The 25,142-nt window shown below is 39.6% G+C and carries 29 protein-coding genes and 1 other annotated feature; of the genes, 4 read left to right on the top strand and 25 right to left on the bottom strand.

Annotated features, from left to right (window positions below; all coding sequences use genetic code 11):
- Positions 1-16: 16 nt before the first annotated feature.
- Positions 17-670, bottom strand: a complete 654-nt coding sequence (locus tag ACNHOZ_RS01425; RefSeq protein ID WP_028411694.1) for a DUF421 domain-containing protein — start codon at positions 668-670, stop codon at positions 17-19.
- A gap of 146 nt (positions 671-816) precedes the next feature.
- On the opposite strand from ACNHOZ_RS01425, the gene ACNHOZ_RS01420 reads away from it, so the two are divergent.
- Entirely contained in the window at positions 817-1,200 is a 384-nt protein-coding gene (locus tag ACNHOZ_RS01420; protein WP_034265495.1) for a TIGR04086 family membrane protein, read from the top strand.
- Positions 1,201-1,235: 35 nt separating this feature from the next.
- Here the strand turns inward: ACNHOZ_RS01420 and yajC are convergent, their stop codons facing one another.
- From yajC to ACNHOZ_RS01385, 7 genes are all read right to left on the bottom strand, one after another.
- Positions 1,236-1,499: a preprotein translocase subunit YajC gene (gene yajC, locus ACNHOZ_RS01415; protein ID WP_028411695.1), complete on the bottom strand. Its 264-nt coding sequence runs from the start codon at positions 1,497-1,499 to the stop codon at positions 1,236-1,238.
- Between the two features lie 72 nt (positions 1,500-1,571).
- The gene (gene tgt, locus ACNHOZ_RS01410) at positions 1,572-2,711 is read right to left on the bottom strand and encodes a tRNA guanosine(34) transglycosylase Tgt (protein ID WP_013059317.1); all 1,140 of its coding nucleotides are present in this window, start codon (positions 2,709-2,711) and stop codon (positions 1,572-1,574) included.
- Positions 2,712-2,734: 23 nt separating this feature from the next.
- Positions 2,735-3,763, bottom strand: a complete 1,029-nt coding sequence (gene queA / locus ACNHOZ_RS01405; RefSeq protein ID WP_048019724.1) for a tRNA preQ1(34) S-adenosylmethionine ribosyltransferase-isomerase QueA — start codon at positions 3,761-3,763, stop codon at positions 2,735-2,737.
- A 23-nt stretch (positions 3,764-3,786) separates the two neighbouring features.
- Positions 3,787-3,987, bottom strand: a complete 201-nt coding sequence (locus ACNHOZ_RS01400) for a DUF2905 domain-containing protein (protein ID WP_028411697.1) — start codon at positions 3,985-3,987, stop codon at positions 3,787-3,789.
- The gene (ruvB, locus tag ACNHOZ_RS01395) at positions 3,984-4,985 is read right to left on the bottom strand and encodes a Holliday junction branch migration DNA helicase RuvB (protein ID WP_028411698.1); all 1,002 of its coding nucleotides are present in this window, start codon (positions 4,983-4,985) and stop codon (positions 3,984-3,986) included. Before ruvB ends, ACNHOZ_RS01400 begins: the two co-directional genes overlap by 4 nt.
- Before the next feature lie 16 nt (positions 4,986-5,001).
- Positions 5,002-5,613 carry a Holliday junction branch migration protein RuvA gene (gene ruvA / locus ACNHOZ_RS01390; RefSeq protein WP_028411699.1) on the bottom strand — a complete coding sequence of 204 codons (612 nt, stop codon included), beginning with the start codon at positions 5,611-5,613 and terminating at the stop codon, positions 5,002-5,004.
- Positions 5,614-5,909: 296 nt separating this feature from the next.
- The gene (locus tag ACNHOZ_RS01385) at positions 5,910-6,446 is read right to left on the bottom strand and encodes a BofC C-terminal domain-containing protein (protein WP_053074053.1); all 537 of its coding nucleotides are present in this window, start codon (positions 6,444-6,446) and stop codon (positions 5,910-5,912) included.
- A 291-nt stretch (positions 6,447-6,737) separates the two neighbouring features.
- On the opposite strand from ACNHOZ_RS01385, the gene ACNHOZ_RS01380 reads away from it, so the two are divergent.
- Positions 6,738-7,817: a YsnF/AvaK domain-containing protein gene (locus ACNHOZ_RS01380; RefSeq protein WP_028411701.1), complete on the top strand. Its 1,080-nt coding sequence runs from the start codon at positions 6,738-6,740 to the stop codon at positions 7,815-7,817.
- Between the two features lie 103 nt (positions 7,818-7,920).
- On the opposite strand, the gene ACNHOZ_RS01375 is transcribed toward ACNHOZ_RS01380, so the two are convergent.
- The 6 genes from ACNHOZ_RS01375 to nadB all read right to left on the bottom strand — a co-directional run bounded on the left by ACNHOZ_RS01375 (position 7,921) and on the right by nadB (position 14,655).
- A complete protein-coding gene (locus ACNHOZ_RS01375) occupies positions 7,921-8,580 on the bottom strand; it encodes a YhcN/YlaJ family sporulation lipoprotein (protein WP_033579658.1) in 660 nt (219 codons plus the stop codon).
- Positions 8,581-8,674: 94 nt separating this feature from the next.
- Positions 8,675-9,547 carry a phosphotransferase gene (locus ACNHOZ_RS01370; RefSeq protein WP_048019979.1) on the bottom strand — a complete coding sequence of 291 codons (873 nt, stop codon included), beginning with the start codon at positions 9,545-9,547 and terminating at the stop codon, positions 8,675-8,677.
- An 82-nt stretch (positions 9,548-9,629) separates the two neighbouring features.
- Entirely contained in the window at positions 9,630-10,910 is a 1,281-nt protein-coding gene (gene safA / locus ACNHOZ_RS01365) for a SafA/ExsA family spore coat assembly protein (protein ID WP_033579657.1), read from the bottom strand.
- Between the two features lie 214 nt (positions 10,911-11,124).
- A complete protein-coding gene (gene nadA / locus ACNHOZ_RS01360) occupies positions 11,125-12,225 on the bottom strand; it encodes a quinolinate synthase NadA (RefSeq protein WP_048019978.1) in 1,101 nt (366 codons plus the stop codon).
- Positions 12,182-13,075 carry a carboxylating nicotinate-nucleotide diphosphorylase gene (gene nadC, locus ACNHOZ_RS01355; protein ID WP_255905704.1) on the bottom strand — a complete coding sequence of 298 codons (894 nt, stop codon included), beginning with the start codon at positions 13,073-13,075 and terminating at the stop codon, positions 12,182-12,184. Before nadC ends, nadA begins: the two co-directional genes overlap by 44 nt.
- 35 nt (positions 13,076-13,110) lie before the next feature.
- A complete protein-coding gene (nadB, locus tag ACNHOZ_RS01350) occupies positions 13,111-14,655 on the bottom strand; it encodes an L-aspartate oxidase (protein WP_028411707.1) in 1,545 nt (514 codons plus the stop codon).
- Between the two features lie 89 nt (positions 14,656-14,744).
- On the opposite strand from nadB, the gene ACNHOZ_RS01345 reads away from it, so the two are divergent.
- Positions 14,745-15,881: an IscS subfamily cysteine desulfurase gene (locus ACNHOZ_RS01345; RefSeq protein ID WP_028411708.1), complete on the top strand. Its 1,137-nt coding sequence runs from the start codon at positions 14,745-14,747 to the stop codon at positions 15,879-15,881.
- A 15-nt stretch (positions 15,882-15,896) separates the two neighbouring features.
- The gene (locus ACNHOZ_RS01340; protein WP_048019721.1) at positions 15,897-16,442 is read left to right on the top strand and encodes a transcription repressor NadR; all 546 of its coding nucleotides are present in this window, start codon (positions 15,897-15,899) and stop codon (positions 16,440-16,442) included.
- Positions 16,443-16,471: 29 nt separating this feature from the next.
- On the opposite strand, the gene pheA is transcribed toward ACNHOZ_RS01340, so the two are convergent.
- From pheA to minD, 11 genes are all read right to left on the bottom strand, one after another.
- On the bottom strand, positions 16,472-17,344 hold the full coding sequence (gene pheA, locus ACNHOZ_RS01335) for a prephenate dehydratase (RefSeq protein WP_028411710.1): 873 nt from the start codon (positions 17,342-17,344) through the stop codon (positions 16,472-16,474).
- A 28-nt stretch (positions 17,345-17,372) separates the two neighbouring features.
- Entirely contained in the window at positions 17,373-17,822 is a 450-nt protein-coding gene (locus ACNHOZ_RS01330) for an ACT domain-containing protein (RefSeq protein ID WP_028411711.1), read from the bottom strand.
- Positions 17,823-17,855: 33 nt separating this feature from the next.
- On the bottom strand, positions 17,856-19,142 hold the full coding sequence (obgE, locus tag ACNHOZ_RS01325; protein WP_028411712.1) for a GTPase ObgE: 1,287 nt from the start codon (positions 19,140-19,142) through the stop codon (positions 17,856-17,858).
- Between the two features lie 51 nt (positions 19,143-19,193).
- The gene (locus ACNHOZ_RS01320) at positions 19,194-19,730 is read right to left on the bottom strand and encodes a Spo0B C-terminal domain-containing protein (protein ID WP_048019720.1); all 537 of its coding nucleotides are present in this window, start codon (positions 19,728-19,730) and stop codon (positions 19,194-19,196) included.
- A 171-nt stretch (positions 19,731-19,901) separates the two neighbouring features.
- The gene (gene rpmA, locus ACNHOZ_RS01315) at positions 19,902-20,195 is read right to left on the bottom strand and encodes a 50S ribosomal protein L27 (RefSeq protein ID WP_013059335.1); all 294 of its coding nucleotides are present in this window, start codon (positions 20,193-20,195) and stop codon (positions 19,902-19,904) included.
- Positions 20,196-20,211: 16 nt separating this feature from the next.
- The gene (locus ACNHOZ_RS01310; protein ID WP_013059336.1) at positions 20,212-20,544 is read right to left on the bottom strand and encodes a ribosomal-processing cysteine protease Prp; all 333 of its coding nucleotides are present in this window, start codon (positions 20,542-20,544) and stop codon (positions 20,212-20,214) included.
- A 9-nt stretch (positions 20,545-20,553) separates the two neighbouring features.
- Entirely contained in the window at positions 20,554-20,862 is a 309-nt protein-coding gene (gene rplU, locus ACNHOZ_RS01305; RefSeq protein ID WP_013059337.1) for a 50S ribosomal protein L21, read from the bottom strand.
- Positions 20,863-20,876: 14 nt separating this feature from the next.
- Positions 20,877-20,948 (bottom strand) — a sequence feature (ribosomal protein L21 leader region).
- A gap of 78 nt (positions 20,949-21,026) precedes the next feature.
- A complete protein-coding gene (locus ACNHOZ_RS01300; RefSeq protein ID WP_048019719.1) occupies positions 21,027-22,496 on the bottom strand; it encodes an Rne/Rng family ribonuclease in 1,470 nt (489 codons plus the stop codon).
- A gap of 83 nt (positions 22,497-22,579) precedes the next feature.
- Complete coding sequence (locus ACNHOZ_RS01295; RefSeq protein ID WP_033579652.1) at positions 22,580-23,446, bottom strand: M50 family metallopeptidase; 867 nt, start codon at positions 23,444-23,446, stop codon at positions 22,580-22,582.
- Positions 23,439-24,221, bottom strand: a complete 783-nt coding sequence (locus ACNHOZ_RS01290) for a M23 family metallopeptidase (protein WP_028411716.1) — start codon at positions 24,219-24,221, stop codon at positions 23,439-23,441. Before ACNHOZ_RS01290 ends, ACNHOZ_RS01295 begins: the two co-directional genes overlap by 8 nt.
- A 120-nt stretch (positions 24,222-24,341) precedes the next feature.
- On the bottom strand, positions 24,342-25,142 hold the full coding sequence (gene minD, locus ACNHOZ_RS01285) for a septum site-determining protein MinD (protein WP_013059341.1): 801 nt from the start codon (positions 25,140-25,142) through the stop codon (positions 24,342-24,344).

Raw genomic sequence — 25,142 nt, 5'->3', positions numbered from 1 at the left:
CGGAGCACTCCGCGTTTTATTGTTTCACATCTATTAAATCTATAAAAAATTTTCCGTTGTCGTAGCTGCAATATGAAATCTTGTCTAAGTTTGAATGCCCCAGTTTCTCTAACTCCTGCCTTAACCATTCCGTTGTTTTATGTTCATGCAACAGATGCTCTTCTTGAATAACGCCGTCAATGATAAAAGGCAAATTCAAATTGCCTTTTTTACCTGATTGCTGATCTTTTTCAAACACGGATAGCCTTCCTGAAGATTCTAAAATAGCAAATTCAACATCAGCTACATTTTTTATATTTTTATCTCGCAGCTGCACAAGCAAATCATTGAAGTTATATCGCTGCCTTTTCATTTCATGTTCATTTATTTTTCCATTTTCAATGATAATACTAGGTTTACCATCAATAAAATTTCGCATTCGATTGCTTTTAAGAGACCATATAGCTAAACCAATTTGAATAATAAGAAGCGTTAACATCGGAAGAATTGAATACAGCAAAGGATCTTTTGGGTTTTCAATAGCCATTACTGCCATTTCAGCAATCATAATAAAGACAACTAAATCCAAAATGCTCAGCTCTCCTATTTCCCTTTTGCCCATAACGCGAAAAATAATTAAAACTACTACATACAAAAGCACGGTTCGCGCAACCATGATTAATAGTTCCACTGCAAAGACCTCCTTTATGTATTCCCTTGTAGTTTGTACCATTTATTTTAAAATAGCCTTACTTTTATGCGTCTATTTTGAAGTCATCCCGAATATGCTCGTACTAAGGGTTCACCTATCTTTTTATTTCATGAGGGGGAAACAAGTTGGGTGCAAAACGAATGAGCAACGCTGTATTTGCAGGGGTAGCAACAATCTTAGTGATGGCTTTAGCGATTAGCATTATCTTTTCGCTTATTTTAAAATTCACATCGCTTGAAGAACAGTCCGTACGTTTATTTTTACTTATTCTCTCATTTATTACACTGTTTATCGGAGGATTTATAGCGGGAGGACGAAACGGTTCAAAGGGACTGCTTGTTGGAGGAGCCACTGGTATTTCTTATTCTTTTTTAATGTTTTTGCTGCAATTCCTCGGCTATAGTCACCTGTTTTCTGCACAGCAGCTTTTATTTCACGCTGGGTTTATTGGAGTCGCTATTCTCGGGGGAATTGTTGGCGTAAACATTTCCGGTTCACGAGAAGCATAAAAAAACGTCACGTACATGTACGTGACGTTTTTTTATTAATCTACGCTTCTTACTTCACGAATAGCATTGCGGTCAAATGTTAATTTTGAACCGTCAGTGCTGCGAACCACAACTTGTGACTCATCGATTGCTTCTACCAAACCGTGCATACCGCCAATTGTAACAATCTTATCACCTTTTTTAAGTGCTGATTGCATTTGCTGTACGTTTTTTTGACGTTTTTGCTGTGGACGGATTAACAAGAAATAGAAAATGACAAACATTAAAAGTAATGGCCAAATATTTTGTAAAACACCCATGAAAACTCCTCCTTTTATTTATATTATCAACAGGTACTCATTCATAAATTTGATGAAAATTCCTGTAGTGACCTAGAAATTCTTTGCGTCTGGGCCGTTAAACCCATATTTTTCAAAGAACTCATCGCGGAAATCGCCAAGTCGGTCTTCGCGAATGGCTTCACGGACTTGCTCCATTAAGTTTAGCAGAAAATATAAGTTATGGTAAGATGTTAAACGAATTCCAAACGTTTCATTACAGCGAATTAAGTGGCGAATATACGCTCTTGAATAATTTTGACATGTGTAGCAGTCACAGTTTGGATCAATCGGACCGAAGTCTTCTGCATATTTGGCATTTTTAACAACAAGACGACCTTCACTTGTCATAAGCGTTCCGTTACGTGCAATACGCGTTGGTAATACGCAGTCAAACATGTCAATCCCGCGAATTGCCCCATCAATTAACGAGTCAGGTGATCCTACTCCCATTAAATAACGAGGTTTGTCAGTTGGCAAGTATGGCGTCGTAAACTCTAGCACACGATTCATCACATCTTTTGGTTCTCCAACTGACAGGCCTCCCACAGCATAACCTGGGAAGTCCATTGATACTAAATCAGCTGCACTTTGACGGCGTAAATCTTCAAACTCTCCGCCTTGAACAATTCCAAAAAGACCTTGGTCTTGAGGGCGGCTGTGAGCCTCAAGACATCGCTCTGCCCATCGGCTAGTACGCTCTACTGAACGTTTTAAGTAGTCATACTCTGCTGGATAAGGAGGGCATTCATCAAATGCCATCATAATATCAGACCCAAGCGCATTTTGAATGTCCATCGCTTTTTCTGGAGATAGGAAAAGCTTGTCTCCATTCAAATGGTTGCGGAAATGAACGCCTTCTTCTTCAATACGGCGCAAATCGCTTAAACTAAAAACTTGGAAGCCGCCTGAATCTGTTAAGATAGGACGATCCCAGTTCATAAATTTATGCAGACCACCTGCTTTTTTAACAATTTCATGACCTGGACGAAGCCATAAATGGTACGTATTACTTAAAATAATGCCTGCCCCCATTGCTTTTAAATCTTCCGGAGACATTGTTTTTACTGTAGCTAATGTGCCTACTGGCATAAAAATAGGCGTTTCAAATGAACCATGAGGCGTGTGGACAATACCTAAACGCGCTCCTGTTTGTTTACAAGTTTTTATATGTTCGTAACGAATTGCTGTCATTGATGTATTCCTTTCATGTTAAATTACAAAATTAGCATCGCGTCGCCGAAGCTGAAAAAGCGATACTTCTCTGCTACAGCTTGTTCATAGGCAGAAATGACGTTTTCTCTTCCTGCTAAGGCACTTACAAGCATAATGAGCGTAGATTTTGGAAGATGGAAGTTTGTAATCATTCCATCAATTGCTTTAAATTCATACCCTGGGAAAATAAAAATATTGGTCCAGCCTGAAGAAGCAACAAATTTTCCGTTATGCTCAGTTGCAATTGTTTCAAGAGTACGGGTAGAAGTTGTACCTACTGAAATAATGCGTCCGCCTTTTTCGCGTACGCTGTTTAGTAAAGCCGCGGTTCCTTCACTCACTTGATAAAACTCTGCGTGCATATCGTGCTCTTCTAAGTCGTCAACGCTGACTGGACGGAACGTACCTAATCCGACATGAAGCGTTAAAAATGCAATATGCACACCTTTTGTTTTTAACTGTTCAAGCATCTCTTCTGTAAAGTGAAGACCTGCTGTTGGCGCTGCTGCAGAACCTTGCTCACGGGCAAAAACCGTTTGATAGCGCTCTTGATCATCCAAACGTTCTTTAATATAAGGCGGCAGCGGCATTTCTCCTAACTGTTCAAGCACCTCATAAAAGATGCCTTCATAGTTGAATTCTAGCAAACGTCCGCCTTGATCGCTCGTTTCTTTGCATACAGCAGTCAGACGTCCGTCACCAAACGAAATAACCGTTCCTTCTTTTACTCTCTTAGCCGGTTTTACAAGCGTCTCCCACGTATCGCCTTGTGTTTGCTTTAAAAGCAATACTTCAATATTAGCACCTGTATCTTCTTTTGTGCCAAATAAACGTGCAGGAAGAACACGCGTATCGTTTAAGACTAAACAATCTCCTTCTTGCACATAATCAAGAAGGTCATGAAACATATGATGTTTCACATTTCCTGTTTCTTTGTTTAATACCATGAGTCTTGATGCATCTCGCTGCTCAAGTGGCGTTTGCGCAATCAATTCTTCTGGTAAATGAAAATCAAATAAATCTACTTTCAAAATGTTCACCTGTTTCTACTTAATTATTTAAACCTGCCAATTACATAAAAAATAAGTGATAACACAACGCTTACTAGGATACATGTCACAATCGGGAAATAAAAGGTTGTATTTCCTTTTTTAATAAAAATATCGCCAGGAAGCTTGCCAACGAACTGCCATAACAGCCCAATGACTACTAAAATGCCTCCTAATGTGATCAGCATCTTAGGCATATCATTCACTGATCAGGCACCTCCAGCTGAAAATGATCATAAACCAAAGGAGTCACAATTCGTCCTCGAGGCGTTCGCTGCAAAAAGCCAATTTGTAGTAAATAAGGCTCGTATACATCTTCAATCGTGTGAGATTCTTCACCAATAGTAGCTGATATTGTATCTAAGCCTACAGGCCCGCCTCTAAATTTTTCAATAATCCCTCTTAATAATTTATGGTCAATATGATCAAGACCTAAACGGTCCACCTGTAACATTTCTAATGCTTCAGTAGCAAGGGTTTCAGTTATAGCTCCGTCTCCTTTTACCTGGGCAAAATCTCTGACTCTTCGAAGCAAGCGATTCGCAATACGTGGAGTTCCCCTAGCACGCCTAGCCATCTCAAACGTCGCTTTCTGATCAATCTCTACATCTAAAATAGCTGCTGTTCTTTCTACTATCGAAGCAAGATCTTCTTCTTGATAGTATTCCAAACGGCTTAAAACGCCGAAGCGATCACGTAAAGGAGAAGATAAAAGCCCTGCTCTTGTTGTTGCACCTACTAGCGTAAACGGAGGCAAATCAAGACGGACAGAACGTGCACTCGGCCCTTTTCCAATCACAATGTCCAAACAGAAGTCTTCCATTGCTGGGTACAGTACTTCTTCAACAGAACGATTTAATCGATGAATTTCATCAATAAAAAGCACATCTCCAGGCTCTAAGCTGGTTAAAACCGCGGCTAAGTCGCCTGGACGCTCAATGGCTGGCCCTGAGGTCGTTCGGATTTGCACGCCCATTTCATTAGCGATAATAGTGGCAAGGGTTGTTTTACCTAATCCTGGAGGACCATATAAGAGCACGTGATCTAACGTTTCGCTTCGCATTTTGGCAGCTTTAATAAAAATGTCAAGATGGGATTTTACTTTATGCTGACCAATATACTGCTGTAAGGTTTGCGGCCGCAAACTTTGCTCGATGATTTCTTCTTCACCAAGAACATCTCCCGTTACAATACGATCGTCCATTTTACTCCTCCCTTACTTATTGTTTCAATAATCGTTTTAGCGCTTCTTTAATATACTGATCTGTTGTCATCGTTTCCTTCATTAAAGCTGGAACAATTTTTTTGATTTCTCTTTCTGCGTAACCTAATACTTTAAGTGCTTCAATCGCTTCATCGAGTGCTTCTGAACTTTGAGATTTGACTTCTTGTGCGTCCAAATCTGCAAATAAAGAAGGAACGGCATCTGGTACAATATCATGCAGCTTTCCTTTTAAATCTAGAATCATCTGTCGAGCTGTTTTTTTACCTACTCCTGGAAACTTAACTAAAAACTTCTCGTCTTCCTCCTCCACAGCTTGGACAACCTGCGCTGGATTACCTGACGCTAAAATAGCTAAACCGCCTTTTGGGCCGATTCCTGACACGCTAATTAACTTCATAAATAAATCCTTTTGTTCTCGCGAAGCAAACCCGTAAAGTGCAATTACGTCTTCTCTTACATATTGATAGGTGTAAACCGTTTTTGGTTGTTCATCAATTGAAAACACGTATGGATTCGGCGTAAAGACCTGATAGCCTATTCCGTTGTTTTCAATTACTATATACTCAGGATTTATATATGTAACCGTGCCTTTGATATAATCAAACAATAAGCTCTCTCCTTACTCACGTACGCGCGGGCAGTGACCTTCCATCTTACCTATGAAGAGTCCTGCCCGCATCGTTCTCTATTTTCCTTTACAGTTCCTTTTAAAAAGACGTTCAAGAGAACGTTCGCCTCTTTTCATCTTTCTCAACCCACTTTTACAATAGCTGTAAAAAATAGAACCGCCCACTTTTATTGATGAATGACCTTTTAAGTTATATACAATACTAGACTGCTGAATACCATTTTAACATATCGCCAAAAGCAAATAGAAGCAATTTAGAATGTTGAATTCAATAATTATTTTACCATACTAAAAAACGGCTGCTTGATCGAAAGCGGCCGCTGCTGGAGCTGATAGATTTTATAGAAATTAATGAGGGAAAGATATTCATCTTTTGATTGAACGCGAATACCTTTCTTTAATTGTTCATGCTGATAGCTTTCAAGCCTTTTGATGTCAATTTGAAAAAACGACTGTATAATGTGCTGCGACGAAGCTGGCTTGCCTTCAAATGCTGAGAGAATACCGTTAACAGAAAGCCCTACGTAGCCGTTGTCTTTTAAAATAGGTGAAATATCGTCTATGCCTGTTCTAAAAACTAGCTCTCGATCGGTTTCTTTAAGCAGTCGCCAATTTTTATATTTTTTCATTAATTGTTTTTTTGTCATAGAAGGGCTTTTGATCATCTCTTGACTTACGACTCCATCCACATACACGCGCTCAAGAAATAATGTCATCGGCTCCTTTTCATTCGCATCTGCACGGTATGGCATTATACAAAGCACAATACTTACTAGCATTAAAAAAGCTGCTTGATGAATGACTTTCTTCACTCACCTTCACCTCACACGTTAATCATACTCTTTTTAGTATTATCTAAAAAGGTTTTGTGAAAATCTACACTAATAGTTTGACCTACTTATTTTCTTTTATCCTCTTATTTTATGAAGCGAATCCTTTTCACGATATTATGTTAAGAAAACATGGAGTATTTGTTACATTTGCACACTATTTGTAAAATTTTCTCTTAAACGTTTTAATTAAATTTTCGCAGGGTATGTACATAGTGGAAGTAATTGTAAGGACTTCTATTATCTATTTTCATAAAAAAGGGAGCTGAAGTAATGAGAATGAATAAACGTGTAGTCGGAACTTTTTTTTCAGAAAAAGAAGCTTTAGATGTTATCCATAATTTAAAACGTCAAGGTTATCGAGAAACAGACATCATGGTCATTTCTAATAGTAAAAGCAATACATTTCAAATAGGTCATGATACAAATGTAATTATTGAAGCTGGTTCGCCTGCCGTAAGTTCATTAGCTGGCGTCATGATGGATAACTTTTTTACCATGATGACAGGCGGCATGGGGCTCAAACAAGGAAGCGGCTTGAAATCAAAATTAATCCGCATGGGCATCCCAGACATCTCAGCCGTGCAGTGCGAGACAGATGTAGCTGCTGGTAAAATTCTAATTTTGATAGATGCCGTAAGCTCTGAACAAACTCCAGCGTACGGAACCTATACGGAACACAACGAGCATAGAGCTGTCCAACTGCGTGAAGAAAAATTAGATGTCTTAAAAGAACGCGTTCAAGTAGGTGAAGTAAAACTCCACAAAAAAGTAATAGAGGAAGAAAGAACTGTACACGTTCCTGTTACAAGAGAAGAGTTTTATATTGAACGCCGCCCTGTAATTGACGGAGACTATAACGCTGGCCCACTTACAGAAGATGAAATTATTCGTGTTCCAATCATGGAAGAACGAGTAGAAATAACCAAAAGACCAGTTATTGTTGAAGAAGTAATTATAGGAAAAAAACTTATTCAAGAAACAAAAGAATGGACTGAAACGATTAAGAAAGAAGAAGCAAGCGTAGAACCTGATGGACTCGCGAGCCCTGAAGTATACGAAAATATGATGAACTATACAGACCATACTTACGCTCAAGTTTCTGCAGCTCTAGCAAGCGACGTGGAAGCTGAATACGAAAATAGTCAGACAACTAACAACGAGAAGCCAAACACACAAGCTAATAAGACAAGCTCTTCTGCAAAAAATGTTAAAAATACAAAGAGTGTCGCTACGGCACCAGCAGATACGAAAAAAAGAGAAGGTCGCCTCAAACAAAACGAAACTAACGCTCAAAATGAAGAAGCGGAATCTAAAACAACAAACAAATCTGCTTCTAACAAGAAAAATTAATAGTTACATGTTCGAGGAATAGCTGCCTGGCTTCAATGGCAGCTTTTTTATATGTATTCTCATCAAAAAAACAGCCGCCCTTCACAGACAGCTGCTTCTTCATTTAACGATGTTTATGATTGACATTCTCATCGACTGATTCAAATAGACCATTGAAATTAGTTTGAATCGTATTTCGGTCTTTTCCATTTCGAATATCGTCATCAAGAGAACGAGCATTCATAAATACATCGTGATCTACTTTTACTTGAACATTGTAGTCCTTCGCAATAGGCTTTACTTTATCGAGCACATTTTGTCTTAAACGGCCGTTATTTATGTCTTTGGCAGGATCCACAGCAACTAATAGCTGATCTCCACGGACAACGGCGCGACTATTTTCTACACCTTTAACGCTTGCAGCTCGATCAGCCACTTTTTCCGTAAAGTCTCTTGGATAATCTTCACCGTAATACATATTAGCCACGCCATTTGTACGATCATTTGTATTATTGATGTTTCCATAAGGGTTTGTCGGATTGTCAAAACGTCCATCACTTACGTTTAACGGATAATTAGGTGTTCCATTCCCATCTAAAACTTCAGTCATTGGACCTTTCGGATTATCTACGCGATGTTCATTCGCTTTTTCATTTGTATGATACCCAACAGGCTGTGTCGTATCTGTATAGCGTTGTTCCATACCTTGGTCTTTGTTATTGCAAGCGCCAAGTCCCATCATACATGCAAAAGCTAAAGAAGTTGCTACATACCTATTCAACATAATCGCCCCCTAATTTAAGCTCTATTTACTCTGAGCTTACTATTAGGATTAAAAGACAAGCCGTTTCTTATTCGATGAAGTGTTTATAAACTCTTTACATGTCATGTAGGTTTTGTAAGTGCTGGTAAATCACTCGATAAAACCGTGTACGCTGTGACCATTCTTCAACTGATTGCTGCATTAACCTTTGACGGTTTGCCCATGATAAAGCAGAGGGGTTTATATTCCAGTTTCTCATCAGCATCGATGGAAATAGCAAAGAAGCAAGAAAAAAACGCTGCTTGCTTAATTCTTTTATTTTCGAGTGTTGAAGTAGTTCTTTCATCGACCACTGGACGTAAGGCAAAAAGCGCTGGGCCAGCTGAACATAGTCATAAAGAGCAGGAGCTTTAGCCGCTAAGTCAAAATCAATCATAACAATACCCAAGTGGTTTGTTTTCAAGAAATTATGTGAAGCAACATCACCATGAATAATGGAATAGTTCAACCCTCTATCTTTGAAGCGCTCCATTAAGACTAAAGCTTTTTCTCCCCAAGTCACAATATCTTTATATACATGAAATTGATTAAATTCTCTAAATATGTGTGATGCTTCTCGAAAAGAAGAAAGCCGCTTTTTCCATTTTAAAATAAGATCATACTCAGAAAGCCTTGTATACGCGGCTATTTTCTTTTTATGAACTTCTCCATGATAGCGGCTCAATGCTTGTAATACTTCTTCTCGATCCTGAAAACTTTCATACGTTACCTCTTTTACTTGCTTAACAAAGGGCATCATCGCCCAATACAAATGACGGTCCTTTATATAAAGTCCACCTTGTGGGTAAGCTTCGAAATTAACAGCGTACCCTTGTTGAATCTGAGATAAAAAATGATAAACATGTTCAATTTTACCTTTATCTCTGTAAGCTTTTATTACTTTTTTTCCTTTATTCGTATCCGCTATGATGACATGAGGCTTTTTCATACGGTAGGCCTCAACTTGAATATCTCTTTTTTTCAAATAGAGAAAGAGACGATTTAAATTAAAATCGTCTCGTGTATAATAATCAATCCTCATCTTCGTCGTACTCATCATATTCTGGAATACTAAATGCATTTGGGTCAAACGCAGGATACGGAGGTACACCAATCATGCCATATGGGGCTGGATAGGGTGCCCTTGGGTCCTGAAAGCCATAAGGTACCTGCTGCTGGTACTGTGGATAAGGCTGCTGTGGTGCATAGTCGTCAGGTCGTGGTTCACCGCAGCCGCAGTCTCCTTGCTGCTGTGGCGCATAGTGCTGCCCATAATGGTAAGGCGCGTTTCCAAAACCTTCGGAAGAACTTTCATAATGGCCACCTGTCATAGCTCCTTGCACTTGTGGATACATCGGTGCTTGATGATAGGCCGGATAAACGGGCTGCTGATATCCCCATGGAGGCGGACAAGGAGAACATTGTACCGGTCCATAGCAGCTGTGTGGCATCATTGGATACATTGGCATCGGTGCCATGTGAGCGCCCATTGCATGTTCTTCAAATGATTCGTTTTCATAACCGTGATGATACATTGGAGCCTGTTGATACATTGGCATTGGATATGGCTGCGGTGCATACATTGGCGGATGACACGGCATATAATTAAATCCGCAGCCTGGCATCACAGGCGATATTGGCATGATTGGGTAACATGGCATTTGAGGAGGCATTTCTATACTCTCCATCTCAGGACTTTCTGGCGATTCATGCTTGGGTAGTTCTTTTGGTGCTTCTTTTTTTGGAGCCTGCATCGCCATATTAACTGTGTAATAATTGTTAATATCAATCTCAGGTGCAATTGGCTTTAATTTAGGAAGCTTTGGCGCAACTGGCATTTCTTTTTTAGGCTGAACAATTGGTGCTTCTTTTTTAGGCTGGGCGACCGGCGCTTCTTTCTTTGGCTGCGCAATCGGCGCTTCCTTTTTCGGCTGAGCAATCGGTGCTTCTTTTTTAGGCTGGGCAATTGGTGCTTCTTTTATCGGTTGCATAAACGGTGTCTGAGCAGGCTGATTAGCTGACTTTTTCTCATCTGGACTTTCATCAATTTCCGTTACTGGATAAGCTTTTGTGGATTGGTCACTATAAGGGTGTTGAACTTTAGGCATTTCTTTTATCCCAGGTGAAGGAGCTCCTTCTTTTTGAACAGGCACTCCGCTTGTCGGCACTTTAATTTTCATTCCAGGCATGATCATATCTGGATTGCTTAATTGAGAATTCGCTTTTTTTAACTCTTCAAAATTAACCCCATACTTTTCAGCGATTTTCCAAAGGGTATCCCCTTTTTGAACGATATGGATTTTCAACGTCATTCCCCTCCCGAGTAGAGTCTCTGCCATCTATATGTGCAAAATCAAAGTAAGTTCTGTTTGTTCATCACAAGATATGCCTTGAACCATTTTTTTATTCATTTTGCCCACAGTTTGGTTCAAGTTTTTATGATAAAGAAAAAAAGACTTATCAACACAAACAATATGTCAATAAGTCTTCTTTTAGACCTTCTTTGTTTAATTGTCTTAAAAATCTTTATGCTCGTTCTAACATATTCGTTAGGGCTTTGATAGCACCTTCTGCTGTATGTTTATCCACCTTGATTTGATTTACTTCTTTTCCTTCTTCGATGCTTTCTAAAGCCCACAGCAAGTGAGGCAAATCAATTCGGTTCATCGTCAAACAAGGACACATATAGGGATTAAGTGAAACAATTTCTTTATCCGGATGACTGTTGATAATCCGTTTCACTAAGTTCATTTCCGTGCCAATGGCCCATTTAGAGCCTGAAGGAGCTTGTTCAATTGTATCAATAATATATTTTGTAGAACCTGCATAATCTGATTTTTGCACCACTTCATGGGAACACTCTGGATGAACAATAATATTCATCCTAGGCTGCTTCTCGCGTAAATAATCAATATTTTTAACCGTGAAATTTTCGTGCACAGAACAGTGACCTTTCCATAGAATCACCTTGATGTTGTTTATATCGCCTTCATATTCAAGTATTTCTTCAATAGGATTCCAAATGGCCATTTCATCTAGTCCAACACCTAAATCATAAGCTGTGTTTCTGCCCAAATGCTGATCTGGTAAAAAGAGAATGCGCTCTTTTTTAGAAAATGCCCACTCCACCATATTTTTTGCATTTGAAGATGTTACTGTTGCACCATCATGTTCGCCTACAAAAGATTTAATTGCAGCTGTAGAATTTACATACGTAAGCGGAATAATCGTATCTCCGAAAAGATCCTGCAAGACAGGCCATGCCTTTTCTGTTTGCTGAATAGTAGCCATATCAGCCATTGAACAGCCAGCTCGCATATCGGGTAAAATGACTTTTTGGTTTTCATCTGTTAAAATATCAGCTGTTTCTGCCATGAAGTGAACGCCGCAAAACACAATATGCTCAGCTTCTCTATTTTCAGCCGCTATTTGAGCCAGCTGTAAGGAGTCTCCTACCGCATCTGCAAACTCGTACACTTCGTCTTTTTGATAATGGTGGCCGAGCAGAAACAATTTGCTTCCCAGTTTTTTCTTGATTTCTAATACTCTTCTTTTCATTTCATTTTCTGTGAGCTCCGTATATTTAGCGGGCAGCGTTTGCTGCTGAAGCGTTTGTAATAAACTCATCATTTTCTGTTCCCCTTTCTGTTAATAAGTCCAAGCTGATATCGATAGACCCTGCTGAATGCGTTAAAGCTCCAAGTGAAATATAGTCCACTCCGCTGTCTCTATAAGAATGGAGCGTGCCAAGCGTAATTCCACCGGATGCTTCTGTGACAATATGAGCGGGAACCAGCGGTAGCCAATCTTTAATGACTTCTGGAGAACAGTTATCGAACATAATGACATCTGCTCCTGCCTCTATTGCTTCTAGCAATTGACTTTTATTTTCAATTTCTACTTCCACCTTAACCATATGTCCAAGCTGCTCTCTTACTCTCACAACAGCGTCTAGAATAGATCCTGCATGTGCAATATGGTTATCTTTTAACATGACGCCATCGTACAAGCCAAAACGATGATTATAACCTCCTCCAGCACGAACGGCATACTTCTCTAACATTCGCAGACCAGGGGTTGTTTTTCGCGTGTCACATATGCGGGTATGTGAGCTGCCAAGCATCGCTACGGCTTTGTGCGTCATCGTGGCAATTCCGCTCATTCTTTGAAGTAAGTTTAAAATTACCCGTTCACCGGTCAAAATAGATCGCACGGATCCTGAAACGGCAGCTATTTTATCTCCAGGCTTAAGAACATCTCCATCTTTTTTTTCGAAATCCACTTTCACATTAGGGTCTATTAAATGAAATCCTTCTTTAATCAATTCTACTCCTGCAATAATACCTGATTGCTTTGCCGTAAACACAGCCTTCCCTTGGTCAGACGGAGAAAAAATAGCTTCACAAGTTAGATCTCCATCTCCAATGTCTTCTATAAAAAAAGACTGCAACAGCGTTTGTAATTTCAACGTGTTCATTGTGCTACCTCACCTTTCTTTTTAGATTTCCTTGCTTATAAAATCAATGATTGTTTTGTTGAAGCAGCAGACTGCTTAATAATTCGCTTATGCTCCCACTCTTGCTTTTCATGTGGAAAGTCACTTCGGTAATGACCTCCTCTACTTTCTTTTCTTGCAAGAGAGGACTCGGCAATAAGCAGACCTGCAGTTAGCATATTGCAGATGGTTGCAGCTTCCCTCGAATATATAACTTCTTGATCAAGAGGTATTCCATCCAAATAATTTGTGAATTCATGCACAATGGTAGCCAATTCGTTTTCATGACGAATGATTCCTACACAGTCCATCATTTTATGCTGAATTTGTCTTGTGGCAGGCAGTATTTTAGGCATGCCTTTATAGACGTAACGAACGGGAGTATAACGAGATACCGTTCTCGCTTTATGTAAAATATGACGCCCTGCCCGTTTTCCGAATACAAGACACTCTAACAATGAATTGCTTGCTAAACGATTTGCTCCATGAACCCCTGTAGAAGAAACTTCCCCCACGGCATACAATCCTTCAACACTTGTTTGTCCGTAAGCATCTACTTCAATTCCACCCATTAAAAAATGTGCGCCCGGAGTAACAGGTATTCGTTTTTTGTCCAATTGAATTTTATACTTTCGACACAGTGCCGTAATCGTAGGAAATTTTTGTTCAAAATGAGCCACTTTTTCAATGTCTAAAAATACGGATCTTCCTTTTTTCATTTCATTAAAAATCGTCCTTGCTACAACATCTCGCGGTGCTAAATCCTTAAAGAGATGAACGCCTTCCATTATGCGTTCATTCCATTCATTTACCAGTACACCACCTTCACCTCGAACCGCTTCGGATACTAGACCTTTCGCTTCCTTTTGATACAAAAGGGTCGGATGAAACTGAACAAATTCTAAGTCCGCTAATTTTGCTCCAGCCCTGTACGCAAGCGCTAGCCCATCTCCTGTCGCAAGCGGCTGGTTAGATGTATGCTTGTACAAAGCGCCGATTCCTCCGGTAGCAATAATGGTTTGGCGAGCATAATATATAGTAATTTTGTTGTTTTCACCTTGTCCGATAGCACCTCTACACGTTCCATCTACAGTTACTAAATGCTGAATCATTTCGTTTTCAATCACTGTAATATATGGCAGTACTTCTTTTTTCAAAAAAGCGAACAGCGCTTGTCCTGTTGCATCCCCACCTGCATGCAGAATACGATTGACACGATGGGCTCCTTCTTTTCCAAAATGCAGCGTACCATCTGGATTTTTATCAAACTTCATTCCTTTATGAATCAATTCATTTACTACAGCCGCACCTTCTTCCACTAAAGTGCGTACCGCTTGTTCATTGCAATGCTTATTGCCCGCAATCAACGTATCATAGAGATGTTCACTCCAGTGATCGCTGCTTCCAATAGCAGCTGCTACTCCGCCTTGAGCAAGAACTGAGTTATTGCGGTCAATTTTCCCTTTCGTTACCATTACAACTCTGTTATGACGACACAGTTCATAAGCTGCAGAAAACGCTGCTAATCCGCTTCCAATAATTAAAACATCCGTCTCTAACATTTTACACCTCTTTATTTACATGTGTCTTGACACCTATATTTACATATTATTAAATGAAAGACAAGAAGTTTTTTTATCGGGGGGAGAAAATGATTTATCTGGACTATGCAGCAACAACGCCAATGAGACAAGAAGCAATTGAGGTATATACTGAAGCGGCAACGAGCTATTATGGAAATTCCAGCAGTCTTCACACACTTGGAACACAAGCAGAGAATCTGCTTACACTATGCAGAAAAAAATTAAGTCTGTTAGTAAATTGTCGAGAGGATGATCTTTTTTTTACAAGCGGGGGAACAGAAGCTAATTACTTAGCTATTCACTCTCTTTTAAAAGGAAACACTAGCAAACGAAAACATTTGGTTACAACGAAGCTTGAACATTCTTCAGTTCTTCATACGTTGCAGCAGCTTGAAAAAGAAGGCTTTTCCTTATCTTACGTACCTGTAGATCAAAACGGCGTTGTGTCTGTAGACGACTTAAAGAAGACGATTCGACCTGACACTGTGCTAGTAGCCATTCAGCATATCAATCATGAGCTCGGTACAATTCAGCCAGTTGAGGATATTGGCCATTTTTTATCTAAAAAAGAAATTCTCTTTCACTGTGATTGTGTTCAATCTTTCGGTAAGCTTCCTATTGATGTTAAAAAGCTGAAAGCTGATAGCATCTCAGTTTCTAGTCATAAAATTTACGGACCAAAAGGTGTAGGAATGGTATACATGAATTCAAGTTCTTCTTGGAAGCCTATTTATCATAAAGCAACTCATGAAAAAGGCTTTCGCCCTGGGACTGTAAATACCACAGGCATTGCTGCCTTTACTGCAGCAGCTGAATGCGCATATGCAGAAATGAAGACCGCCAGAAGCCATTATGAGCGCTTAAAATCGTACTTACTGGAAAAACTAGAATCTCTTGCTCCTTTTATAGAGGTAGAAGGCCTTGGGAACTCTCATTTTCCTGGAATTATTGGACTGACATTTTCAAACATACAGGGTCAATATGTTATGTTACAATGTAATCGTCACGGAATTGCTATATCTACGGGAAGTGCCTGCCATGTAAATCAGCAGGAACCATTAGCTTCTTTACTTGCGATTGGCAAATCGACTGCGAATGCTAAGAACTTTGTACGTCTTTCATTTAGTCAACATTCAACGTTTAAGCATATTGATCGACTCATATCCGTTTTTCATTTATTACAGCAAGAATTTATGACAGTGTAAAAGGAGGGATTAAAGGTGCCAGGAACTCAAAAGAAAATTCTTGGAGAAGAAAGAAGAGAACTTATTCTACAATGGTTACAAACAGAGAATAAACCAATGACAGGCAGTGAGCTTTCGAAACGAACGAACGTTAGCCGCCAAATCATTGTACAAGATATTTCGCTGCTTAAAGCTAAAAATGAGCCCATTATCGCAACGAGCCAAGGATATATTTACATTCAAAATCCATCTCAAACTACCGTACATCAGCGAATTATTGCTTGTCAGCATACGCCAGAAGATGCTGAAAAGGAGCTTCTCCTGCTTGTTGACCACGGCGTTCTCGTAAAAGATGTAACAGTTGAACACCCTGTGTATGGTGAATTAACGGCTTCCGTTATGATTCAAACCCGAAAAGAAGTAGAAACGTTTATAGAAAAAATTCAAGAAACAAACGCAACTTATTTATCTCAGCTAACAGATGGGATTCACCTTCATACGATTGAAGCAGATACAATTGAAAAACTGAATGCTGCCTGCTTAGCTCTTGAAGCGGAAGGTTATTTAGTTTCGAATGAGTAAAAAGGTGTTATAACAAAAAAAATCCCGCTTTAAAGCGGGATTTCTGTTTCAAGTAGTGTATGAGGATAGCTTCCTAACAGCTCTACGCTACAGCCTAGTGCCTCAAGTTCAGCCATAGCCCCAGGAATTAATACTTCATCCATTTTTTGTTCAATATCAACGATAAAGAAATAGTTTCCAAGCCCTGTTTTCATGGGACGGGATTCAATTTTAGACAGATTTAGCTTACGCCAAGAGAAAGCTGAAAGCACTTGATGAAGCGCTCCTGCCTGATCAGATGGAAGTGTAATCATTAACGTTGTCTTGCACCCGTTTCCAGCTAAAAATGGCACCTCTTGCCCTCCATCTTTATGCAAAATAACAAATCTTGTTGTATTATGATCATAATCATGAATGTTCGGGCAAGCAATATGTAATCCATATTCACGGGCTGCTAATCCATTCGCAATAGCTCCAATATTAAGCTCAGGGTGTTCGCTTACATATTTAGCAGCAAACGCCGTTGATGTCATCTCTTCTACTGCAGTTGACGTACATTCTCCGTGTAAAAATTTATGACACTGCGCAATTGCATGAGGATGAGAATAAATCGTTTCAATGTTTTTCCACTGTTCTGCATGAGATGGATGAACCATTAAATGCTGACGAATTGGAAGCACAATTTCTCCAACAATCGGCAGACGACGTTCGTGAATGAGATAATCAAGTGTTAAATTTACAGATCCTTCAAGTGCATTTTCTAACGGTACAATTCCATACTCAATTTCTCCTTTATCCACTGCATCAATGCATGCTGGAATTGTTTTGTATGGAATATGGTCGTGCTGTTTAAATACGCCTTGGACGGCCACATGTGTAAATGTTGCCTTTGGTCCTAAATATCCTACTTTCCCCACAATCATGCCTCTCCTTATCTATATCTGTTTACCATTATGCCCCTGAACCAAGCACGTCCACTTTATCTACAAACTCTAAGCTTTTCAGTCTTCGCAGCATTTCATTTAACTCAACACTCATACTTGCTGTATCTAATGAAAGAGTTACGTTGGCACGCCCTTGTAAAGGGATGGTTTGGTGAATTGTTAACACATTGCATCCTGATGATGCAACGGTGCTCAATAAATGTGATAAAGTTCCTGATCGATCTTCAATATGAAAAAATAGTGAAATAATGCGCTGTTTGACAACCGTCTGAAACGGAAAGACCGTGTCGCGGTACTTATAAAAAGCACTGCGACTCAAGTCTACGGCTTGTACAGCATCTGCTACCGACTCAGCTTTTCCCCGTTCAATTAACAGCTTCGCATCCAATGTTTTTTTCATCGCTTCCGGTAATACATCTTCGCGAACTAAATAAAACTGCTTATCGCTCTTATGCAAGTAAAGCCCCTCCCCTTATCCTATGAACAACAATTAGTCGATAAATTCAAATTCATATTCAAACAGCTTTACAATGTCGCCATCTTTTGCTCCTCGTTCACGAAGGGCTTCATCGACGCCCATGCCTCGAAGCTGGCGCGCGAATCGACGAACTGATTCTTCACGTGAGAAGTCAGTCATCTTGAATAATTTTTCGATTTTTTCACCGCTTAATACGTATGAGCCATCGCTATCACGCGTAATAACAAATTCCACTTCTTTCTTTTCATGCTTGTACAGTACGCGGTGCATAGATAGATCTTCCTCTTCTTGCATTGGGAATTCCGGCGTCGTTTCTACAAGATCAGCTACTGTAAATAACAGTTCGCGGATTCCATCACGCGTTGCCGCAGAAATTGGAAATATTTTCACTTCGTCCCCTACTTTTTCTTTGAATGCAGCTAAATTCTCTTCGGCTTGCGGGATATCCATTTTATTTGCTACCACTACTTGCGGACGTTCCGTTAAACGCATATTATACTGACGCAGCTCTTCATTAATAGTTAAGTAATCTTCATATGGATCACGGCCTTCTAAACCTGACATATCGATTACATGGACAATCACGCGGGTACGTTCAATGTGACGTAAAAACTGATGACCTAATCCTACACCTTCATGTGCACCTTCGATTAGCCCTGGTAAATCTGCCATCACAAAACTGCGATTATCTTCTGTCTCAACTACTCCCAAATTCGGATTAATTGTTGTAAAATGATATTCAGCAATTTTTGGCTTTGCAGCAGACGTTACGGATAATAACGTTGACTTTCCAACACTTGGGAAACCAACTAATCCTACATCGGCTAATACTTTTAATTCAAGAATGACATTTCTCTCTTTACCTGGCTCTCCATTTTCTGAAAGCTCCGGTGCTGGATTTGCAGGTGTAGCAAAACGCGTATTCCCACGCCCTCCGCGTCCACCTTTAGCAATCACTGCACGCTGGCCGTGCTCAACTAAATCAGCAATCGTTTCGTTCGTATCTTCATCCAACACAACGGTACCTGGTGGAACTTTTACAATCATCGGCTCAGCGTTACGTCCGTGCTGTCCTTTTGACATTCCATGTTCACCACGGCTTGCTTTAAAGTGACGCTTATAACGGAAATCCATCAGCGTACGTAATCCTTCTTCTACTTCAAAAATGACATCTGCACCGTGACCACCGTCACCACCTGCAGGACCTCCTTTTGGTACGTACTTTTCGCGACGGAAGGCAACCATTCCATTTCCTCCGTCGCCACCTTTTACATATACCTTGACCTGATCTACAAACATTTCTTTTTCACTCCGTTCTATATCTTAGCTCTTGCCATAGCAAAAGCGCTTTTAACTTATTGTGAGCATAAGGCTAAATTCATCTTCAGACATATGCTGTTCAACCAATGCAACTCCTTGAGCGCACTCATAACATTGTAGCTTGTTTTGTAGCTTCTGTATATCTGTTAGTATTCCACTAAAGTCAAAAAAGAAACGAATTCCCTGTTCTTCAATGCATACTGAAATACTCAAATAGTTTTCTGCACGATAATCAACATACTTTTCGAGTGCTTCTGTCAAATAGCAACACCAGTTGTATACGAACTCATCGTATTGTGATAAATCCTTCAATTCTCCAAGCACTTCCACATCTAAGCGAACAGCATGGTTATTCCAATGATAGGTCATAACAAAGCCCGCAAACAGTCGCATATTGATGTTTGTTAACTTGGATTCATGTTTGGATTCATTTACAATTTCTTCAATGATTTCATTCGCTCGATCAAGCCGATTCAACGCTAGATTGCCTTTGATTAATTGCAGCTTATTTAACCAATCATGCCGCGCGTATCTTAATACCTCTACGACATCCCATTCTTTTTCCATCTTAGCACTCCTAACTTTGACTCGAGCATAAGTATTTCACAACGCTGACAAACATCTCGTATCAATCTTCTTAGATATGTTCGATTATAACAAATTCCAATGGGTAATAGGTGAAATATTCTACAAAAAGAAAACTCTAACCTACTTGGGTTAGAGTTTTCTTTTTGTATCTTATGCTTCTTGAGCAACAGGGTATACAGATACTTTTTTACGGTCACGACCGAAACGTTCAAATTTAACGATACCGTCGATTTGAGCGAATAAAGTATCATCTCCACCACGACCTACGTTTGCACCTGGGTAAATTTTAGTACCGCGTTGACGGTATAAAATTGAACCACCAGATACGAATTGGCCATCAGCACGTTTAGCACCAAGACGTTTCGAGATTGAATCACGACCGTTTTTAGTACTACCTACTCCTTTTTTAGAAGCGAAGAATTGAAGGTCTAATCTTACTAACATGACATCCACCTCCTGTTTAGTTGTCGTTAATTTTTATATAATTACTGTAATCTAATTCGATCGTTTTCAGTGAAACAACCATACCTTCTAATAGCAATTGAATCTGTTCCAATGTGAACGAATCCACATCTTTCGGAATCTCACAACGGAGATAGCCACCATCTCCACCTTGCTCTAAGTGCGGTTCAACCCCACTTATTGAAAAGATAGCATTAATTGTTCCAAATGAAACTGCAGATGCTCCCGCACAAACAAGATCTTTTCCGTGTTCGGAAAAGTCAGCATGTCCACTCATCGTGAACCCGTCAACTTTCTTATTTGCATCACGAGAAATCGTCACCTTAATCATTTGTTATAATTACGCGTTGATAGCGTCGATTACAACTTTTGTGTAAGGTTGACGGTGACCTTGCTTACGACGATAGTTTTTCTTTGCTTTGTATTTAAATACAGTGATCTTTTTAGCGCGACCTTGTTTTTCAACTTTAGCCGTAACTGTTGCACCTTCTACGAAAGGAACACCAACTTTCACGCTGTCGCCACCTACAAATAATACTTTGTCAAAAGTAACTGTTTCGCCTTGTTCACCAGCAAGTTTTTCAACGTAGATTGCTTGACCAGCCTCTACTTTAATTTGCTTACCACCAGTTTCAATAATTGCGTACATTCTCTGCACCTCCTCTAAAAACTAAGACTCGCCATCACAGGTGTTCAAGTGAACTTAAAACCTGTTCTGAGCGGTTGTAGCACGGGTGCTACAAACCAACATATTAAATCTTACTACAAATCAAAGGTTAGTGTCAATTGGAATTCATGTTTTCTTCTAAAAATTTATATAGAAGCAGAGACCCTTTTTTGAATCTGCTCTTTCGACCCCAATTGACGCAAAACAAATGCGTTTGTATAATCATCGCTTGGCGTAAGATATACGGTTTTTTTAACCATTTTCTCTAGAGCTTTGAGAAACCCTTGAGCTTTCATTTCATTTATAACATCACTTCGCGTCTCAATCCAAATAGCCTCTTCTTCCGCGCCGCGATGTTCCCAAATTACACGTTCAATTTGAAAAGCAACCGTTTTGGAATCAATCATTTTACCGGTTCCTTCACATACTTCACAAGGCATAGTTAATGTTGACCCAATGCTATTGCGCACTTTCTTCCGCGTTAATTGCAATATGCCGAGCTCTGTAAAGCCAACTACATTCGTCCGCACTTCATCTTGTTCACATAGCTTTTTCATGTACCTTTCTACTTCTGTCCGATCTTCTTTATGAGACATATTTATAAAATCAATTAAGATCATGCCGCCTAAGTGACGTAATTGCATCTGTTTGGACAGTTCATACGCAGCTTCCATATTTGTTTGAAGCATCGTCTTTCGAATATTATCTTTTCCTGAAAACTTCCCCGTGTTCACGTCTACGACCGTCATCGCTTCCGTTTCGTCAATAACGATATAACCTCCACTTTTGAGCCACACGATTCGCTTTAAAAGCTTCTCTATTTGCCGTTCCACATCATAAAAGGAGAAAATATTTTCATTTCCTTTATAGTACTCTATTGACGAGTTAGGGTAGGCAGCTTGAAGATGTTGATATAAGTCAAAGTCATCTACTACTATCCCGTCAATTCCTTGTTGAAGTGCAGCTTGCACTCTTGTTTCGAGAAAATCTTGTCCTTTGCTGACTAGGGCAGGAGCTTTCATTCCCTGTGTCTGTCGTTCAAGGCGCTCATATTTCTTCTGTAGCTCTTTTATTTTGTGTTGGACCGCAGCTTCTGATTTTTCCTCAATCGCTGTTCGAAATAAAAAGCCTTCCATCCCCTGTTTTAACCGCTCGCCAAGCTGTTTCCACTGTTGGCGTTTTGGCTCATCTATTTTTTTGGATACAGCGACATAGTTTCCGTGCGGTAAATATACAAGCTCATCAGAAGAAAATTCAATAATACCCGTCAGCTTCGGCCCTTTTGTTCCAATGCCTTCTTTTACAACTTGAACCAATACTTTTTCTCCTTCACGAATAAAAGCAGACATCGGCTGCTGATCCTTGTGAGGATTATCTGACTGCTGATAGGATACAAGTTCATTTCGATGAATAAATCCGTTCATTGATAAACCAATATCGATAAAGGCTGCTTGCATATGCGGCAGGACTTTTACGACTTTACCCCAATATATATCACCAATAATTTGATTCTCGCTTTGTTCTTCTAAATATATTTTTTCTAGTGTTTTATCGTTTATCACGGCTATACGTTTGGAAGAAGTAGCCGCGTTAATGATACATGCCTTCACATACATTGCCTCACTTTAATCTAAATTCATAGGAAAAAGTTCGGTCAGTGCAACCGAACTTTTTTCATTCTATTCTATGTTACTAGAAATCAGTAAACTGTTACAAGTTCATCTAGTGGGCTATTTGTTCTTTTTTCTACAAAGTAAGCGTGTAAAAGTTCATTTTCATCAATTTGTACATGCTCGCCTGTTTGAGATGTAGCAATAATCATATGCTTACAACCTCTTTGGAATTTTTGCAGGACTTGATGGAGCGTCTCACTGGTTGATACACTTAGCGTTTTTAAAGCTCCAATTGGATGCTCTTTTCCATGATACCTCTCCAACAAAAAGCGCATGTAGACAAATTGCCTGCTCTTCCATTCCAAATATCCGGATATAATTAAAAATGAAATAACAATCCATAAGTGCAGCTGAAAAGGATGCATAATGACGGCGTAGATAATACCGATAGCTAAAAAAAACGTTGATAACCGGAGTGCAAGCTTATGCGCTTCTAAAAATGGTAAAGAACGACTGCACATTAAAAAAAGCAGCTTCCCTCCGTCCAATGGCCAAATGGGCAAAAGGTTAAACAGTAAAATTACTGTGCATTGAAACATAAATTGCTCATACGTTTCCAAAGACAACACATTTATTTTCATTAATAAGAAAGCAGCTCCAAACATCCAAAGATGCTGAAGAGGTCCACTTATTGTCACAATAAACTCTTCTCGAAATGGACGATTACCATGTTCATCTACTTCTGCTACTCCTCCAAAAGGTAAGAGCATAATTCTACGAATTCGCCAAGAAAAACACTGAGCCGCTACGGCGTGGCCCAGTTCATGAATAATTACAATAATAAATAACAAAAAAAGCTGCTTTACCGTAGCCGTTAAGATACCAATTACGAAAATCCCCCAAAACAATGGATGAATGTGAATTTTCATTAATAACGAAAAAGCACTATTCAAATTGAATCACCTGACTAGGATCCACAAACTTATCGCCTTTTTTAATAGCAAAATAGAACGTTCCAGCATCGCCTTTTTTACTGTTTTCCACAATTCCTACTTCTTTGCCTTTATTCACAAAATCATACATGCTAACATTGATTTTTTTGAGCTGTCCATACCAAGTTTCAGTTCCATCGGCATGTTGAATAATAACGGTATTCCCAGTATCATCACGTTTTCCTACATACCTTACAATACCTTCACTCATTGCTTCTACAACAGAATCCACTCCTGTTTGAACCGTCACGCCTTGCTTACTTTGAGCAAATGTTTCCGTTACTTTCCCTGAAGCTGGAGTAGCGTATTCTCCGCTTACACTTTGCTCCGTTTTGCTAGACTCCTTATTCGGCAGTAGCGTTAACGGCTTCCCAAACTTATCTTCATACCAAGAGGAAACAGCCGCAAACTGAAATTCTTTATCCATTGTTTGTTGAACCACCACTCTGGCCTGTTCAAAAGCAGGAGAAGCGTTCTTGAACATAATCCCTACAATTAACACTAAGCAGGCCGAAGCTAAAATTTTAAATAAAAAGCGTTCTTTTCGAAATAACGGATGATATTCCTTTGCTGATGGTGTGTATTCAACCGCAGAATAATCCATCGATCCATATTTTTCTTCTTCACTCATTAAGGACGTATGAAGAGGTTCTTGAGGAAGACGCTTCGTTGTATTTAATTGTTTTCGCTTGCGCTCAGCAATTCGTTTACGGATTTCATCAGCACGTCGATTCATGATTCATCATTCTCCTTGTTCTTATCGTATAATCAACTATATGACTTGTCCGTGGAGCTTATGACAGCTTGACTCTACAAAATCACACAAATAAAAAAAGCTTCCTCTATCGGAAGCTTTTTAAGAACGAACACCAAAGAATCGTTTAATACGTGCAAACATTCCCTTATCTTCTTCATCTAACGATTGAAGAGGAACCGTTTCACCTAGAATACGTCTTGCAATATTACGATATGCAATTGATGCTTTGCTTGATGGATCCATGACAATTGGTTCACCGTTGTTAGAAGCACGAATAACATTTTCATCGTCAGCAACGATTCCAATTAAATCAACAGCCAGAAGCTGAGAAATTTCTTCCACGTCCAGCATGTCTCCATTTTTCATCATATGACTACGGATTCGGTTAATAACCAGTTTTGGAGATTCGATATCCTCTTGCTCCAATAATCCAATAATACGGTCAGCATCACGAACAGCTGAAACTTCCGGTGTTGTCACAACGAGTGCCTTATCAGCGCCAGCTACGGCATTCTTATAGCCTTGTTCAATACCAGCTGGGCAATCAATAACCACATAGTCATAGTCTTGCTTTAACTGAAGAACTAACTCTCGCATTTGTTCTGGTTGAACAGCTGTTTTGTCACTCGTTTGAGCAGCAGGAAGTAAGTACAAACATTCAAAACGCTTGTCCTTAATCAAGGCTTTTTGCGGTTGGCATCGACCTTCTACCACGTCTACAAGATCATAAATAATACGATTTTCAAGCCCCATTACAACATCCAAGTTGCGTAAGCCGATATCAGTGTCTACTAGACACACGCGCTTTCCAGCTAATGCTAGAGCAGTACCTAAATTGGCTGATGTCGTTGTTTTTCCAACTCCACCTTTACCAGACGTAACAACAATAGCCTCTCCCAC

It is taken from the genome of Priestia sp. D51 (assembly GCF_053345675.1).
Note: the sequence above shows the minus strand (reverse complement) of the source record. Positions and strands in the feature narration are given on the sequence as shown.

What these genes read in the sequence shown, in the direction of transcription:
- yajC (WP_028411695.1), bottom strand. Translation starts at nt 1,499, where the DNA reads ATGGGTGTTTTACAAAATATTTGGCCATTACTTTTAATGTTTGTCATT.
- tgt (WP_013059317.1), bottom strand. Translation starts at nt 2,711, where the DNA reads ATGACAGCAATTCGTTACGAACATATAAAAACTTGTAAACAAACAGGA.
- ruvB (WP_028411698.1), bottom strand. Translation starts at nt 4,985, where the DNA reads ATGGACGATCGTATTGTAACGGGAGATGTTCTTGGTGAAGAAGAAATC.
- ACNHOZ_RS01380 (WP_028411701.1), top strand. Translation starts at nt 6,738, where the DNA reads ATGAGAATGAATAAACGTGTAGTCGGAACTTTTTTTTCAGAAAAAGAA.
- ACNHOZ_RS01375 (WP_033579658.1), bottom strand. Translation starts at nt 8,580, where the DNA reads ATGTTGAATAGGTATGTAGCAACTTCTTTAGCTTTTGCATGTATGATG.
- ACNHOZ_RS01370 (WP_048019979.1), bottom strand. Translation starts at nt 9,547, where the DNA reads ATGAAAAAGCCTCATGTCATCATAGCGGATACGAATAAAGGAAAAAAA.
- safA (WP_033579657.1), bottom strand. Translation starts at nt 10,910, where the DNA reads ATGACGTTGAAAATCCATATCGTTCAAAAAGGGGATACCCTTTGGAAA.
- nadA (WP_048019978.1), bottom strand. Translation starts at nt 12,225, where the DNA reads ATGAGTTTATTACAAACGCTTCAGCAGCAAACGCTGCCCGCTAAATAT.
- nadC (WP_255905704.1), bottom strand. Translation starts at nt 13,075, where the DNA reads ATGAACACGTTGAAATTACAAACGCTGTTGCAGTCTTTTTTTATAGAA.
- nadB (WP_028411707.1), bottom strand. Translation starts at nt 14,655, where the DNA reads ATGTTAGAGACGGATGTTTTAATTATTGGAAGCGGATTAGCAGCGTTT.
- ACNHOZ_RS01345 (WP_028411708.1), top strand. Translation starts at nt 14,745, where the DNA reads ATGATTTATCTGGACTATGCAGCAACAACGCCAATGAGACAAGAAGCA.
- pheA (WP_028411710.1), bottom strand. Translation starts at nt 17,344, where the DNA reads ATGATTGTGGGGAAAGTAGGATATTTAGGACCAAAGGCAACATTTACA.
- obgE (WP_028411712.1), bottom strand. Translation starts at nt 19,142, where the DNA reads ATGTTTGTAGATCAGGTCAAGGTATATGTAAAAGGTGGCGACGGAGGA.
- ACNHOZ_RS01320 (WP_048019720.1), bottom strand. Translation starts at nt 19,730, where the DNA reads ATGGAAAAAGAATGGGATGTCGTAGAGGTATTAAGATACGCGCGGCAT.
- rpmA (WP_013059335.1), bottom strand. Translation starts at nt 20,195, where the DNA reads ATGTTAGTAAGATTAGACCTTCAATTCTTCGCTTCTAAAAAAGGAGTA.
- ACNHOZ_RS01310 (WP_013059336.1), bottom strand. Translation starts at nt 20,544, where the DNA reads ATGATTAAGGTGACGATTTCTCGTGATGCAAATAAGAAAGTTGACGGG.
- rplU (WP_013059337.1), bottom strand. Translation starts at nt 20,862, where the DNA reads ATGTACGCAATTATTGAAACTGGTGGTAAGCAAATTAAAGTAGAGGCT.
- ACNHOZ_RS01300 (WP_048019719.1), bottom strand. Translation starts at nt 22,496, where the DNA reads ATGTATGTGAAGGCATGTATCATTAACGCGGCTACTTCTTCCAAACGT.
- ACNHOZ_RS01290 (WP_028411716.1), bottom strand. Translation starts at nt 24,221, where the DNA reads ATGAATCGACGTGCTGATGAAATCCGTAAACGAATTGCTGAGCGCAAG.